This is a genomic window from Maribacter orientalis (assembly GCF_900109345.1).
Lineage (GTDB): Bacteria > Bacteroidota > Bacteroidia > Flavobacteriales > Flavobacteriaceae > Maribacter > Maribacter orientalis.
The window spans coordinates 86,916-103,251 of record NZ_FNZN01000001.1; the positions used below are offsets into that span (position 1 = coordinate 86,916).

Here is a 16,336-nt window from a genome sequence, read left to right on the forward strand (position 1 = left end):
GCTACGTTTCATACCCAAGACCGTTGAAAGTTCAAACAAAGGATTATTTAAAGTCCGTAAATTCATTCTTTTTCCACTTACTATTAATTTTATCGTATAATGGGTATATCATCAATTTTTAACCTGTAGCTATGGTTCATTACAAGACAATTAGTCATCTTTGGATTTTGCGGCCCCTTTCTTACTTATCTCATTAATCATGGCAAGAAATTCCTCTCTGTAATTACTGCTAATAGGTATTTCTTTAGCATCAATGACCACACAGTATTTTTTGACCGTTTCTATATGTTTTAAGGCTACCACATAGGACCTATGTATTCTAATGAAAAGTTCTTTCGGAAGTATTTCTAAAACTTCAGATAATTTATAACGCGCCAATACAGGTCCTTTACCGGTGTGGAAAGTGACATAATTGCCATCGCTTTCTACGTAGTTTATATCTTGAATATATAATTGATGAAATTCAGATCCGCTTTTTATGAAAATTGTTTGTTCCCCACCATCATTTGAAACTTCAGCACTTGAAGTTTTTATACTACTATTTTTTTCTAAAAGCTGTTGTGCCTTCATAACCGCTTGCAGCAGTCTATTAAATTCAATGGGTTTTAAAAGATAGTCCACCGCTTTCAATTCATAACTTTCCAAGGCATATTCGGAATAGGCGGTAGTAAATATAATAAGGGGTGGATTTTGCAAAAACTTAGGGAAGCTGATCCCTGATAATTTTGGCATGTTGATATCCAAAAAAATAACATCTACGGTATGCTTTTGAAGGTATTCAAGCGCATCTAGGGGATCTCTGAACGTTTTCTCCAAATCGACAAAAGGAATACTGCTTAAATGGAATTTAAGAACATCTATAGCAGCTGGTTCGTCATCAATTAGTATACAGTTCATATGGGTCGTTCATCGAGTTGCAGCGTAAGTAAAGATATAAAATACCCCATTTCCTCTTTTGCTTCCAACGTATGGGCATTTTGATACAGAATGGAGAGTCTCTTTTTTAAATTATCAAGTCCGAAGCCGGATGGCTCATTCGTTAAGCCAGTGATTCCTCGATGTATTGTATTGGTTACTTTAAAAGATAGTTTATTTTGTTCTACCTCTAACGATATATCGATAAGGGATTTTGTTTTGGGATCAATACCATGTTTGATTGCGTTTTCAACAAAAGGGATAAGCAACATGGGACTTATGTTTACGCCTTTGACATTCCCTTTGATCTTAAAATTAATGTAGACCTCGTCTTCGTCAGCGATGCGTAATTGATACACCTGAATAAAATTTTTAAGGTGATGAATTTCCTTTTCCAGCGGCACTTTATCTTCATTCGTTTCATAAACCATATATCGCATCAATTCTGCGAGTTTGGCAATTCCATCAGCTAATTCCGGCACATTATGTTTTAGTGATTTGGCATAAAAACTATTTAAAACATTGAACAAAAAATGAGGGTTGATCTTAGATTTTAAAAAAGCCATTTCTGTGGAAAGCTTTTCTTCCAGTAATACGCGTTTAAGTTTTTCATTTTGTATCCAATATTTAATCAGGGCATAAGACAAGGCGACTAGTAAGATAAAAAAACTGACCACTGAATTATAAAGTAGATACACTAGAAAAGACTCATTTGCGGAGGAAAAGAAGACAGCTAAATACCTATAATCAACGATACTCTCAAACACGTTGATGACTACAAAACCACTTAGCAAAGAAATAATCAAAGCCCTTATTTTTTTAAGACGCAAAAATTTTGGGACCAAGAAAAATGCAGTAGTGTAAAAAACAGCATTGTTCATAAGCATCCCGAAAAGGAGGGCAACCCAATATGGGCCCTTGTCTTTTCTGAAGTCACCTATAGTCGATGTATAGTTTAGAATTAGAAAGTACCCTATTCCCCAAACCAAAACGTGAATTATCGGTTCTATATATTTTTTCATTATGAACAGCTTCGTATCAAAAGTAGCGTTTAAAGTAAATCAGATTCATAAAAAGGGCAGAAGGTAGTATTGTAGGGACGAAATTGCCCTTTGCTGTGAAATTTATCCTTTTTCACATATTTATGAGTTTCCATCACAGGAAAATAGGTAGCAATCACATTCTTTTTATGGTGTCGTTCAAGCATTCTAATATTGGATAACAATAATTAAAAATCAAAAGGAAATGAAACAGGTTACAGCAATTTTAATCGCCTTGGTCTTCGGGATTAATTCTTTTGGACAATCAAGTTCCAATAAAGAATTAAAAAAGGATATCGATGTACTATTTGAAAGTTATGCACATTACAATCGCTTTGTGGGAAGCGTTTTAATTAGTGACAACAACACCATCATCTATCAAAAAAGTTTTGGTTATGCCGATATAGAAAGTAAAAAAAAGAATACCAAAAACTCGATATTTAGTATTGCCTCGCTTACCAAATCATTGACGGCCGTTGGTATTATGAAATTGGTGGAAGATGGTAAATTGACATTGGAAACCCCTATTTCGATCTACTTCCCAGATTTTATGCCTAACAATTCAAAAGATATTACAATTCAACATTTACTCAATAACAGTTCTGGTATGGAGGCCAATATTGGACGGACTGATGAAAGTGGAAACGGACTTATGCCCGAAGTAACGCCAATTACTTTGGATGAACTTTTGGAAAAATTTAAGGCTTCAAAATTAAAATTTGAACCAGGAACGGGGTATGAATACAATAATTTTGGATACTTGCTCTTAGCACAGATTATCGAAAAAGTGAGCGGTCAACGTTATGCAGACTTTATGGAACAAGCTGTTTTTAAACCTGCAAATATGAAAAATTCAGCAGTCGCAGCATTTAAACCAAACCATCAAAAAGCCCACCCGTATTTAGGTTTGGGAATGAATGAATTTCAAAACTTCAATTCGTCTTTCCATCCTTCTTGGCTTCAAGGAGCGGCCGATGTAAATTCGACCACAGTTGATTTATTCAAATTTATGCAAGCTTTGGAGAATGGTACATTGTTGAAAGTAGCATCCAAAAATAAACTATACACAGCTACACAAGCAATGGGTGTAAATGATATGGTATCTGGTCTGGGTTGGGTAATTGATCAAAAAGAAGGAGAGAAATGGATTTATAATACCGGATTACTTCCTGGCTATGCTTCAGTAATGGGTTCAATGCCAGCAAAAAACATTAAAATAATCATTCTATCCAATGCCACTTCTGTAAACCCTGTATTAGAAGAGTTTCAAGGTGAAGTTACCTTTGTTCCTGAAATTACTGATAAAATTATTTCACTGTTTCAAGGTAAACGTGTAGAAAACCTAGCGTTACCAATTAAAAATAATAGCATTGTTGATTTTACCAATACCTATCAATTTGATGATGAACACGCGCTTGTCTTAAAAAAGGAAGAAGGCATCTATTCATTAGAAACGGCCGGCAAAGAGCCTTGGTCGGTTTTTACCTATACCTTTTCAAGAAATTCAGAAGAAAATAATGCCAGCAGTAAAACAGCTTTGTTTTTTGCGAATGCCATGAGCACACAAAATTTTGAAGGCCTTGTAGACTATGCTAATGAACAAATGAAGGGTTTTATAGGCACAGAGGAAGGCTTAGGTCAATTAAGAGGAATGTGGGGGAACTTTTTACAACATGCGGGTAAATTTATTTCGTACAACATTTATAAAATTGAAGGTGATGAAGTCAAAAATGTCCATGTCAGATTTCACTTTGAAACAATTGATGTTGGAATGGTATTAAGTATTAACTCCAATCATAAAATACAAGGAATGTTCATGGACGATTCCGTTAAAACAAGTCACTTAAGTACCGTAAAATTAATTCCAATAGGTGACAATGAATATTTTATCAATGGCCATCAAAATGCAGGTATGCAAGATTTAAAAGTCATTGTTACCGATGCCCATCTAACGCTTATAGATGGATCCCAAGAATTTAAGGGAAAATTAGTATCCGGTCGTCAATAAAGTATCTAGGGAATTAATTTTAGATCTTAAATATGTTAACTACAATCAAAAATCAATCACCCTTCGTCATAGCGATCGCCATGCTTGCGGTTATAGCTTTTATAATGCTTATGCCCTCACAAGCAATATTCAGCAAAGTCATTACTGATGATTTTAAGTTGGAGTACGTAGATCGCATCTTTAAAATGGGCTTGCTTTTTCTCATAGGCTATAGCTTCATAAGAATGCTGAAGATTAGAACACTTGCAGGTTTAACAGTTCAATTCCCCTGGAGATTTAAATATTTGAATTTACTGCCAGCATATTTAATCATAATTGCAATGGTTGGACTTTCAAATCTAGACTTATCAAAAATAGCGGCCGCCAACTTGACCCTATTGTTTTTGGGATGCCTAATGGTTGGCTTTGCTGAAGAATATCTCTTTAGAGGTCTATTACAACCCCTCTTCTTAAAAAGATATGGTTCACGTAAAAACGGTATCTTTATGAGTATCCTTTTAACATCCGTGTTTTTTGGTACTTTTCATCTACTAAATCTGACCAAGAATGATAATACCGGTCAAGTACTGGTTCAGGTGGTCTTTGCGATATTTATTGGATTCTTTTTTGGGGTATTGGTGCTTAAAACGAATAAACTTGTTCCAGTTGCGATTACGCACGCGCTCATCAACTTTTCCTTTTCACTGGCTTTTTTACCAAGCCTGAAACCCATGCAAGATGATGTTGTAGACACCTTATCTATAGCACCAGTAATCGTAACATTACCACTTTTCATTATTGGTCTGTTGATCTACAAAAAATTAAATAAAATAGAGATTATTGAAAAATTAAAGATTGAAAATTAAGGAACAATAAAATATGAGCTATTAAGGCCTATACCTCTATAAAAAAGTTATTAGTTGAATACTTAGAATGTTTCATTCCATTAACAAAAAAATGAATTCAAAAATAAACATACCGATTGCTCTAAATGATATTCAGAATCATTTTTATCCACGAATCATTGGTGAGGTGAATGATGTTTATGTCAAGATTGTAAAGATCTTAGGTGAAAAAGTTCCATGGCACCATCATGAAAATGAAGATGAACTTTTTTATGTTGTTGAGGGTGCCCTTCTTTTTGAGATTCAAGGGAAAGATAGTTTTACAATGGAGGCAGGGGATATTTTTATTGTAAAAAAAGGGATCAATCACCGAGTTTCATCTATTGAAGAGTGCAAAATTCTATTAATAGAAAATAAAACTACTGCACACACAGGAGATGTAAAATCTAAAATAACTAAAAGTATAAACGATCAACTGCAAAGCTGACCTTAATGCTAAGGACAATTTAAAAAATCAAAAAAATCGGTTTTAAAACCAACGCAATTCTCATATCAACCACCAACCAATAGGCGTATTGTAACTATTATGCTACTGTTTCGTCATTTATAAAAGCAACCTAAAATGCTTCAAAAAGTATCGGAACCTAAAGACGTGTGGAGAACAATCTTTATTTTCTTAAGTATTGTTACAATCACCAGTGCTCTCTTTCATTATGCAATAGTCAATTTTTACCCCTCTAGTATCTACATCGGGGGACTTATGTGGTGTCCGGCATTAGCAGCGATCGTTACCTTAAAATTGAAAAGACGATCTGTTTCTTCTTTGAAATGGAATTGGGGAAATTGGAAATATATTCGCCTATCGTATTTCGTTCCCGCCTTGGATGTCTTGATTACGTATTTATTCATCTGGTCTTTTAGTTTTGGAGGATTACCAAATGGGCAAATGATTTTAGATTGGGCCGAAGAGCTTGGTTTAGTTGGAATTGGGACATTCAGTCCAACATTTTCAGTAATCGTGGCAGTTATCTTGTTAGGTATTGTTGGTGTTATTCGGGCAATGGCAACAAAACGGTTAAGGCTACATAACCTTATCACATTTTTAAAAAATAAATAAATGATTCACTTAATAGTTGGAAATACAGGCTCAGGAAAAACCACATATTCAAATGAATTGAAAAGAATGACCAACGGAATTATTTTTTCAATAGATAAATGGAATAATACATTATTTCTTGCTGATAAAAAACCGACTGATGGACTGGAATGGTTTCTCGAAAGAATTGAACGAGCCGAAAAATTGATTATGGATTTAGTTAGACAGTTGGAAAACTCGAAAACTGATTCCATTCTTGATTTGGGCCTTTCAAAATTTGAACATCGTGAAAAATTCAGAAAATTTGGCAATTTGAATAACTACCAATTAACAATACATTATTTAGATGTATCAAAAGATATTCGATGGAATAGAGTGATGAAAAGAAATGGAGAAAAAGGAGAAACTTTTGAGTTTGAAGTAAGTAAAGAAAACTTTGATTTTATGGAAAACTGGTTCGAAAAACCAAGTGAGGAAGAAATGATTGGAGGAATAATCGTTAAAGAATAAATAACGAAAGCACAATAAAGAACTGTGACAGCCAAAGCTCAAATAACGATTGAATTAAATACGAATCGTTCTGAATCGTTTTGGAATTCATTTAGTATTTTTAAGGTGCGAAAGCGTCAAAACGCTGATAGACATGTCCTTACACGTGTCCTGTTTTAGAAAAATATTGTAATAAACTGATTTTCAAACGAATGTGGATAGGGTTCTAACTCTGCCACCCCGACTAACACATTTTATTAATATTTAAACCTAGCTAATCAATTGATTAGCTAGGTTTTATTTTTAAGGGCTTTTTTTAAAAAGCACATTTTTTCTCTAAAATCGCCTTAAAAAGTCAAAAAATCGGTCAACATAATACTTTCAATTTTATTAACCTTTGATAAACAGCGGTCTTCGTAAATAGGATCATCGGGGAACAAGGATATTCGAACACAAAAGGTCAAATAAATTTTATCATGGTTATTAAAAAGCAAAATATAAATTCTAGTTCTTTCATAGGCTGTTCCTTCCGTTATATTATTAAAGCTTCTTAAGCTAGTCAACTTTAAAAGTAACGGAAAAGTTAAGGCAACATACAATTGACTTCATTGATACTGAAAAATACTGAATTTAGTAAAAATCGTGAGTTAGTTAATTCGATTGTACGAATGGTTTTATGAACTATGCGAAACACAAATCCTAGCATTTGAAGTAAAAAGATTTTATCTTAAGTTTTCTATTCCTAAAAAGGGTTTCATAAATGGACCGTTTTTAGGGACTAACTATTCTTTCATCGCCATTAGGGAAATCAATAGAAATATCTTTTAAATTCAAATATAGATTAAGGGTGGCTAAAATTAAATTGAACTACACACTAAAGCTACCTAATCGATATTAAGGTTATTATTTAAATCTTAATATTTGATTAAGGTCTTTAACCTTTCATTAATCTTTTTGATTTTTCCTTAATCCCTAGGTAAGATTAATGCCGTTACATTTGCTTTCAAGTTGAGTTTGTTAAGATGTTGTTTAAGTGGCATCGATAATACTAGTAAAATGACCGGCCAACTTTGGTCGGTCATTTATAATAAACAATCAATCTAAAAACCAATTCCTAAAATGACCGGAAAACTACTTTTACTCTTACGTTATAAACGAAAGACACAGAAGGATTTGAACATCTTAATTTTATTATTGTTTATGGTGGCTTTTGCCCATGGACAGACTCCTACCGATGGCTTAATGATGCCATCCAAAAATATATGTATTCTTTTAAATTATGAAGCCGGTCATTTTGATCGTTATTGGGAGGGAGATGATTTACGAAGAAATGAGACCATAGCCACGGTAAATCGCACGACAATTTTGCCTATGGCCGCTGTTGGCATTTTTGATGAGCTCAATTTTTATATTGGGCTGCCCTACGTTAAAACAAAATCATCCGAAACGAATGGGGGTAGATTTGAAGGAGCAAAAGGTTTTCAAGATTTTATGGTCGCCCTAAAATATAAAGCCCTGGAAAGATCACTTGGCTCCGGTCGGTTATCCTTGTTTACAACAGTTGGGTATTCAACACCAGCCACCAATTATTTATCCGATTATATGCCCTATAGTTTGGGTTTTGGAGCGCCCGAGTTTTCCCTACGTGGCATTACCCAATACCAGCTTAATAATGGTTTTTATGTGCGTGGAACAGTAGCTCATTTATGGCGTGGTTATACTGAGGCAGAGCGTGACTATTACTATAACAGCGGTAGTTTTTATACCGCTTTGATGGACGTTCCAAATGCTTGGACCTTTGAGACAGTTATCGGTAAATGGTTCATGAGCAATACATTAAAGTTAGAACTGAATTATACCGGCCTAAAATCTACAAGCGGGGACAATATTAGGGCTTACAATGCGGCACAACCTACCAATAAGGTGAAATATGATAGGCTTGGGGTTTCTATCCAATATTATTCCCCTTCACTTAAAGGTCTTGGAGTAGTAGGATATTATAATAATGTGGTAAACGGTTTAAATACAGCAAAGATGAGTAATGTAGGTTTAGGTTTGACCTATCAATTCAATTTTATCAAAAACACAAACAAAGATCAAGATGCGCAATAAAATATACAAATCAATCCTTTTCATTTGTAGTCTACTATGGTTCATTTCATGTGAAAAAGATCTGCCCACCTATCTGGAATATAAGGACTACTCTTATTCAAGTACTGATGAAAATGGAGGTACTTGGCAACCCATTTTAATCGATGAAGGTGCTGCTATAAACATTGGAGTACCGGAAGACATCTCGTCGCAAAGCTATCAGGCAGAAATTTCAGCAATAAAAGCATCTACAGATGAAATAAATGCCCCACAAAGAAAGGCATTGACCTACTGGGGCAATAATGCCGTTGTTCGATGGAACGAAATTGCTTTAGAGCTGATAGCTAAATATAACCTGATTCCAGGGCCCAATGATGATGGGTCCTATACCTTGCCCAACCCAAGTGACCCAAATGGTCCACCTGCTTTTCCATTTGCACATCCACCCTATGCTTGTAGGGCATTGGCCTATCTTTCAGTTGCGCAGTTTGATGGATTGATTTCCGCATGGCATTATAAGTATTTGTATAATAGGGCCGCCCCTTATCAAATAGACGGCTCCATCACCTATGCCTATGAACCGAACGATATACCTTCATACCCATCGGACGGTGCGGTTTTGGCTAGAGTGTCCAAAAAAGTGCTTTCAGCAATGTTTCCCTTGGAAAAGGAATATTTGCAAAAACTGGAGGATGAACATCTGGAAAGCCTTTTACTTTCCGGAGGAAATGTACCCAGTGATATTTCTGCTGGTATTACAATAGGCGATGAAATTTCTGAGATAGCATTGGCCAGGGCGGCCAATGATGGTATGAAAAATGCACAGGCACCTAAAGTCGTTTCCGATTCTATAAAAGCTGCAGCCTTCGAACGTTTTGGTTGGCAGTGGGAAAATCTTGAGATACCTGTGCGACCTGTGGGACTTACCCCGCTGTTCGGAAAAGTTAAGATGTGGAATGTTGCCAATGTAGAAAATGTGCGCCCCGTTCCGCCTCCTGCAATTGATTCTGATGCTTATTTGGCTGATGTATCAATTTTAAAGGACTATGCCGATAATATGACCGAAGAAAAAAGGAGCATTGCCAATTTCTGGCAAGATGGGTTGGGCACGTATACTCCTCCGGGGCACTGGAATCGTTTTGCAAATGAATTTATGGTAGAAGATAAAATGAACCCATTACGATCAGCCAGGACCTTGGCCTATATGAACATGGCCATTATGGACTCGGGCATCAGCTGCTGGGACGCCAAATATTACTACCACTATCCCAGGCCTATACAAACCATAGAAGGATTTAAGACCATTGCGGGTACGCCCAATTTCCCAAGTTATACTTCGGGCCATAGCGTATTCTCCGCAGCTGCATCAGAAGTTCTAGCCTATATCTTTCCTGAAAAGGCAACGTTAGTGCGTGGTTGGGCAGAGGAAGCAGCCATTTCAAGGGTATACGGTGGAATCCACTGGACATTTGACGCAACCGTGGGAACGGACCAAGGCAGGGAAGTCGCCAAATTTACCGTTGATATCGCTAAATTGGACGGAGCCAATTAGATATCATTTGAATTATTAGAAAATTATTTTGAGAAGGATATAATTGATATTGGAAACTGTATTCAGTATTTTTTAAATCAACATTACATTTTATGAAATTAAGAAGAAGGATACCATTTTTATTTTTTGTTTTACTTTTTATCCAACTACAAGTAGTTGCCCAGATTACGGTTACTGGGAAAGTTATTGAAGAAGGGAATAACGAGCCACTGATGGGGGCACAAATCGTACTGGATAATGGAAGTGGGGCTATAACCGACAGGAATGGCAACTTTTTATTTAATTTAAAGGCCGGCAACTATGCTGGTACAGTTAATTATTTGGGCTATGAAAAAAAAACGATTACCATTAATACCCAAAATCCTGAACTAGGCGCTATCCCGCTCCAATTGAGCAATACGACTTTAGATGAGGTCATTGTAAGTGCCTCTCCAAAAAGTTTTAAGGATGAATTCAAGGGAAGTAACTTCCTCATTACTCCAATCACACTTAAAAATAGTAACCCTCTGAGTACGGAAGAAATGCTCAGAACCGTTCCAGGGCTAAATATAGTCGGAGATATGGGGCTGTCCAACCGTCCCAACATTAGTATCCGGGGTTCATGGGGCAGGCGTTCCAAAAAAGTTTTGCTTATGGAAGATGGCACTCCGTCCGCACCGGCGCCGTATATTGCCCCAGGGGCCTACTACAATCCAGTAAGCGACCGTATTACAGCCATAGAAGTATATAAAGGAGCGGATATGCTCCGTTATGGCCCGAACAACATGTATGGCGCCATCAACTATATTACCGCTTTGCCTCCTCAGAAGCCGGAGTTGAGAGTGAAGTTGATCGGAGGACAACGAAATTATAGAACAGGTTTGATTTCATATGGCGGCACCTGGAACAATCTTGGGGCATTGGTAGAAGGAGTATATAAGAAATTTGATGGGTTTACGGATAACTCATCGGTTGAAGTATTGAACTTGAACGCTAAAATATTTGCCAAACTCTCAGATAACCAATCGCTTTATTTTAAAGTTAGCGCTCAATCGGAAGACAATCAAGCCTCTTTAAGTTCGCAAACTCCTTTTACATTTGATACTGATCCTACCCAAAACCCTTTAGATGCAGACCAGTTTACCATGAGAAGGTATGGGTTGGATATAATCCACAAATGGTTGCCCTCAAAAAGATTGAGCTTTACTTCAAAAGTATATGCAAGTGACTTTGAACGCGATTGGTGGCGACAGACCACGGCCAAAATCAAAGCCTCCGAAGTGCAAGATTATGTTGGCGATGCCATTTTTAACGACCGATACGGCTATTTGAACGGACGGACTTTTGGGGAGGAAGATTATGTTATTGTTGGTAGAGTTAACAATGGAAGGGAGAGCACTACCGACAGCCGTTGGACCTATACCGTATCCGGGGTCAAAGAAACCATGGACTACGAATGGAAAGCCTTTGAAAAAGGACAGCATTTGGAAGCTAGTTTTAATCTGCACCGCGAAACTTTTAAGGACCGTTTTCTGGTTGCAGACAGTAGCCGTTGGGCAAGAAGTGGTCGCGCCACTACTGATTTATGGTATCGACTTTGGTCTGCCAATGGGTTCATACGGAACGAATTCAATATTGGAAAATGGGGTATTACCCCAATTCTCCGCTTTGAGCATGTAGACATGTATCGCCAAGATTTGATTGCCGTAGCTCAAGATCCTAATATCAGTAGTACCGAAGAAGGTCGGGAACCAAACGTGTATACCCAATTCCTGCCGGGAATTACGTTGGATTATCAAACAAACTATGGTGAATTCTACGGTAGCATTTATGAAGGAATGATTGCACCCTCCAAAGTTTTTGGATTTTTGGTGGAACAAGACGGTATTGTCACCAATCCGCTTGCCGGGCAAAGTATCAATATTGACCCAGAATTAAGTTGGAACAGGGAAATTGGGTGGCGCGGAGATGTATTCGATAATCGCGTCGATGGCCAATTCACCTACTTTAACAACACCAGCCGTAATTTCTATGCCGGCGGACGAAATGAAGTTTTTCAGGAATTGGGAAAAATAAATGTTCAAGGTCTGGAAGTGGCTTTGGGTGTTGAATTATTGAACAAAAACCAACATCAGCTCAGACTTGTAGGAAATCTTAATCTCATGCGTTCCAAAGTATCGGCCGGTAAATTAGAGGATAAAGATCTCTTTTCGCAGGTCATCCACAGTTCGGCCACCCAAAATGAATATATCAATACCGTAAATGCCAATAGAAACGCTTATGAAATATATGTTTCGGACGGTTTAGGTGGTGAAACCCTGTTAACGGACCAAACCATTGAATCATCCACATTCCAAAATATCACTAAAAGTGTCATCCAATTTGGGAAGCAGGGACTAGTTGATGCAGAGGCTCCCTATACCCCTAGGAGAACAACAAATATTGGAATAAATTACGATTACAAAAAATTGTCGCTAGGAGTAAGCGGCAATTTTGTAAGTAGTCAATTTACTGAATTTCATAATTTCAGCAATGAATCTGCGGATGGTGCAATCGGAAAATTGCCAGGCTACCGAACTTTTGATGCTTTTGTAAACTATGACTTTATTGTTGGTGATAATGTCCACATGAACGCTTTTATCAACGGTAAAAATATCACCAATGACATTTACAGGGCATCCCGTTTGAACCGTGCAACCTCTGGTATATTTGGTGGTGGTTTTCGTCAACTTATTTTTGGGGTTAACATAAGAATATAGCCATAAAGCCTTGTCTAGAGAAGATATTATAACCTATTGAACCAAAAATTAAATTTTGGGCGTTGGTTCCAATTTAGAAATTTCCGACTTAGCGGATTTGACCATTTGTTTAAGTTGTTGTTTCTTTTGTCTAAATCTAGCCGTCTTTAGTTCAAATTTGATTCTTTTGATCAATCACTGGCAGTACTCCCTTCTTGTTGTAAGTGGTAGTTGATAAATAGCATTGCCGCAGATATCGTCCAAATCACACAATGATCTACATTGGACGTTCTAAACCTAATAAAAAATGTAATTTTTTAATCATATCTAAGGCTTCTATTGTTTTCGTACCTAAATGGAATTTAATGAGGCCTTTTCAGCACAGGCCTTGGCTTGTATACGTGAACTAGGTTTGGCAGATGACGACCCTAGAATCAATCTAAATGGAGGTGCTATTGCTATAGGGCACCCGTTGGGAATGTCCGGCACCAGAATCCTTCAATCGGCTACCAATGAGTTGATTCGTTCTGGTGGAAAATATGCCTTAGCTACTATGTGTGTGGGTTATGCGACAATTATTGAGAATGTTTATTATTAGTGGTTTTAAAATAGTTAATTGGAATTTTAGGTGTTAGGATTAATTCGATTTGAATCGATTTGTCCTGTTTTGGTATAACCTTTCTATCTTTAAGGTACGAAGGCGTCAGAACGCCTTGCTAATAGACCTTTTCGGTCACCTATTTTGAAAAATTTATTGTAATATATTGGTTATTAATAGGATAGTGCAGGGATTTCTAACGCTGCCACCCCGACAAAAATCATGTAAATCTTATGATTTATTTGGTTTTTTTATTTTTTGGTATTATTGAGCAGAACTACCTATATAATGTAAAAGGTGCGTTATTTAGAGAACACCTTCAAATTTTCAGTTTATAAAAATAAAAAAGTGTTTTACAGTGATTAGACTTTATGAAAGCGGAATTAATTATGGTTGAAAATGAGAGTGACAGTACAATTAATCCTCCTCTATACGTAGACATTACGAAATAGTTAAATAGTAGTTTATCAATAATTTACAGTAAATTTAAACGAACTTCAGTGATTATTTCTTTCCATCATTGGCGATTTTTAATGAATAGAACGATATGAAAAAATTTTTAGTAATTGGATTTGGTTTATTGGCATTCTGTCAAAGTAATTATGCACAGGTAAACCTTGATAATCGTATTGAAGAGAAAATTGATTCCCTAATGGCCAAAATGACCTTAGAAGAAAAAGTTGGGCAAATGAATCAATATAACGGTTTTTGGAATGTTACTGGGCCAATACCGGAAGATGGTGATGCCTCAAATAAATACGAGCATCTTAAAAATGGTTGGGTAGGATCAATGTTAAATGTTACGGGTGCAGACGAAGTTCGTAAAGTACAAAAGATAGTGGTTGAAGAATCACGTTTAGGTATTCCATTAATAATAGGTTTTGATGTCATTCATGGTTATAAAACTCAGAGTCCTATACCCTTGGCAGAATCTGCTAGTTGGGATATGGAAGCCATAAAAGCTTCGGCCGCAATGGCAGCTGATGAAGCTGCTGCGAGTGGTATCAACTGGACCTTTGCTCCAATGGTAGATATTTCAAGAGACCCTCGTTGGGGAAGGGTAATGGAAGGAGCTGGTGAAGACCCTTATTTAGGTAGTCAAATAGCTAAGGCACGTATTACGGGGTTTCAAGGTGAAGATCTTTCTGCAGTAAATACTATTGCAGCTACAGCTAAACATTTTGCAGGTTATGGCTTTTCTGAAGCCGGTAGAGATTACAATACAGTAGATGTTGGTACCTCAACATTGTATAATATTATTTTTCCGCCGTTCATGGCTGCGATAGAAGCAGATGTAAAGACCTTTATGAATTCGTTCAACGTACTAAATGGAATACCCGCTACTGGAAATGCGTATTTACAACGAGATATTTTAAAAGGGGAATGGGGCTACCAAGGTTTTGTGGTTTCAGATTGGGGATCGATGGCAGAAATGATAGCTCATGGTTATTCTAAAGATGGAAAGGCAGCTGCTGAAAGCGCTGCAAATGCTGGTAGTGATATGGATATGGAATCCTATTTATATGTAAAACATTTGAAAAATTTAGTGGATGAAGGAAAAGTATCGTTGGATAAGATTGAAGATGCGGTTCGAAGAATTTTAAGGGTGAAATATGAATTAGGGCTTTTTGATGACCCTTATAAATATTGCAATGAAGAGCGAGAGAAATCTGTGATAGGAAGTGATAAAAATATGGAAATCGCTCTTGATATGGCCGAAAAATCTATAGTGCTTTTGAAAAACGAAAATCAATTATTGCCTTTAAAAAAAGAAGGAATGAAAATAGCGGTAATTGGTCCGTTAGCAGATGATAAGAACAGTCCGTTAGGAGGTTGGAGACTTGCAGCCGAAGATAATTCTGCAGTGTCGGTAATTGAAGGTTTAAAGAAATACAAAGGAAATAAGGTTTATCACGAAAAAGGAGTGGAGTTAATAAAAGGAACAGAAGCCTTTGTCTTTGAACTTGATATTAATACCACTGATAGAACTGGTATTTCTGAAGCTGTAGAAGTTGCTAAGAATAAGGATGTGGTAATCATGGTTCTAGGCGAGCATGGTTTTCAATCTGGGGAAGGTAGAAGTAGGGCGAGTTTAGATTTGCCTGGGCTACAACAAGAATTACTGGAAGCCGTATATGCCGTAAATAAAAACATAGTTTTAGTTTTAATGAACGGAAGACCCTTAACTATTAATTGGGCCGATGAGAATATACCTACTATCGTAGAAGCTTGGCAGTTAGGTTCTAAGAGCGGAGATGCCATCGCTAAAGTACTATATGGTGATTACAACCCAAGTGGAAAATTACCCATGACATTCCCTAGAAATGTTGGTCAAGTGCCATTATATTATAATTATTTAAGTACGGGAAGACCTAAGTATCCAGGTGATGATCTTGTATTTTGGACACATTATACCGATGAGGTCAATACACCTTTGTATGAATTTGGTTATGGTTTGAGCTATACTGAATTTAAGTACGATAATCTAAAGTTGAGTGCAAATTCACTCAACAAAACAGGGGAGTTAAGTGTACGTATAGATTTAACGAATACAGGCAAATATGAAGGTAAAGAAGTAGTGCAATTATACATTCAAGATCTGTTTGCAAGCAGAGCTAGGCCAGTAAAAGAGTTGAAAAATTTTAAAATGATTACTTTGAAACCAGGGGAAACCAAAGAAGTAAGTTTTACTATTAATAGTAAGTCATTGGAGTTTTATACTGCAAACAATACCTGGGAATCTGAAATAGGTGATTTTAAAGTATTTATTGGCGGAAGTTCTAACACCATTTTAGAATCAAAATTTACACTAAAAGACTAATTAAATTAGGACAAATTCTAAATATGTATAATTGATATTTAAATTTTGCGATATATCATTTCAACAAATACTATTGGTACTTATGATTGAAAACGATATTACGGAATTGTAAAATGTTGAAATAACGGATTTAAGATAACGATACAGATTCATAAAGGTCTAAGATGGATATTTATTAATTTTAA

11 protein-coding genes and 1 pseudogene are annotated in these 16,336 nt (G+C 36.5%); 10 read left to right on the top strand and 2 right to left on the bottom strand.

The features are described from left to right. Positions 1–150: 150 nt before the first annotated feature. Together BMY56_RS00300 and BMY56_RS00305 are read right to left on the bottom strand one after the other, a co-directional pair. Positions 151–897, bottom strand: a complete 747-nt coding sequence (locus tag BMY56_RS00300) for a LytR/AlgR family response regulator transcription factor (protein WP_091618608.1) — start codon at positions 895–897, stop codon at positions 151–153. Continuing rightward, positions 894–1,937 (bottom strand): sensor histidine kinase, encoded by a 1,044-nt coding sequence (locus BMY56_RS00305; protein WP_091618610.1) that lies wholly within the window; start codon positions 1,935–1,937, stop codon positions 894–896. Before BMY56_RS00305 ends, BMY56_RS00300 begins: the two co-directional genes overlap by 4 nt. 223 nt (positions 1,938–2,160) lie before the next feature. On the opposite strand from BMY56_RS00305, the gene BMY56_RS00310 reads away from it, so the two are divergent. The 10 genes and pseudogenes from BMY56_RS00310 (at position 2,161) to bglX (ending at position 16,151) form a co-directional block, all read left to right on the top strand. After that, entirely contained in the window at positions 2,161–3,963 is a 1,803-nt protein-coding gene (locus BMY56_RS00310; protein WP_091618612.1) for a serine hydrolase domain-containing protein, read from the top strand. A 32-nt stretch (positions 3,964–3,995) separates the two neighbouring features. Then, positions 3,996–4,808 (top strand): CPBP family intramembrane glutamic endopeptidase, encoded by an 813-nt coding sequence (locus BMY56_RS00315; RefSeq protein WP_091618614.1) that lies wholly within the window; start codon positions 3,996–3,998, stop codon positions 4,806–4,808. Between the two features lie 91 nt (positions 4,809–4,899). Then, positions 4,900–5,274, top strand: a complete 375-nt coding sequence (locus tag BMY56_RS00320; RefSeq protein ID WP_091618616.1) for a cupin domain-containing protein — start codon at positions 4,900–4,902, stop codon at positions 5,272–5,274. Between the two features lie 135 nt (positions 5,275–5,409). Continuing rightward, positions 5,410–5,904 (top strand): hypothetical protein, encoded by a 495-nt coding sequence (locus BMY56_RS00325; protein WP_143057755.1) that lies wholly within the window; start codon positions 5,410–5,412, stop codon positions 5,902–5,904. Continuing rightward, positions 5,905–6,393, top strand: coding sequence for a P-loop nucleotide/nucleoside kinase family protein (locus BMY56_RS00330; RefSeq protein WP_091618620.1), 489 nt, complete (start codon positions 5,905–5,907; stop codon positions 6,391–6,393). Between the two features lie 1,098 nt (positions 6,394–7,491). Then, positions 7,492–8,484 carry a transporter gene (locus BMY56_RS00340; protein WP_218144541.1) on the top strand — a complete coding sequence of 331 codons (993 nt, stop codon included), beginning with the start codon at positions 7,492–7,494 and terminating at the stop codon, positions 8,482–8,484. Then, entirely contained in the window at positions 8,474–10,015 is a 1,542-nt protein-coding gene (locus BMY56_RS00345) for a vanadium-dependent haloperoxidase (protein WP_091618624.1), read from the top strand. The genes BMY56_RS00340 and BMY56_RS00345 overlap by 11 nt, the downstream gene beginning before the upstream one ends. 92 nt (positions 10,016–10,107) lie before the next feature. Then, entirely contained in the window at positions 10,108–12,753 is a 2,646-nt protein-coding gene (locus BMY56_RS00350; RefSeq protein WP_091618626.1) for a TonB-dependent receptor, read from the top strand. Between the two features lie 334 nt (positions 12,754–13,087). Beyond that, positions 13,088–13,330: pseudogene (locus BMY56_RS00355) on the top strand (3-oxoadipyl-CoA thiolase); the annotation flags it as partial. 547 nt (positions 13,331–13,877) lie between these two features. Beyond that, on the top strand, positions 13,878–16,151 hold the full coding sequence (bglX, locus tag BMY56_RS00360; RefSeq protein ID WP_091618630.1) for a beta-glucosidase BglX: 2,274 nt from the start codon (positions 13,878–13,880) through the stop codon (positions 16,149–16,151). Positions 16,152–16,336: the final 185 nt, after the last annotated feature.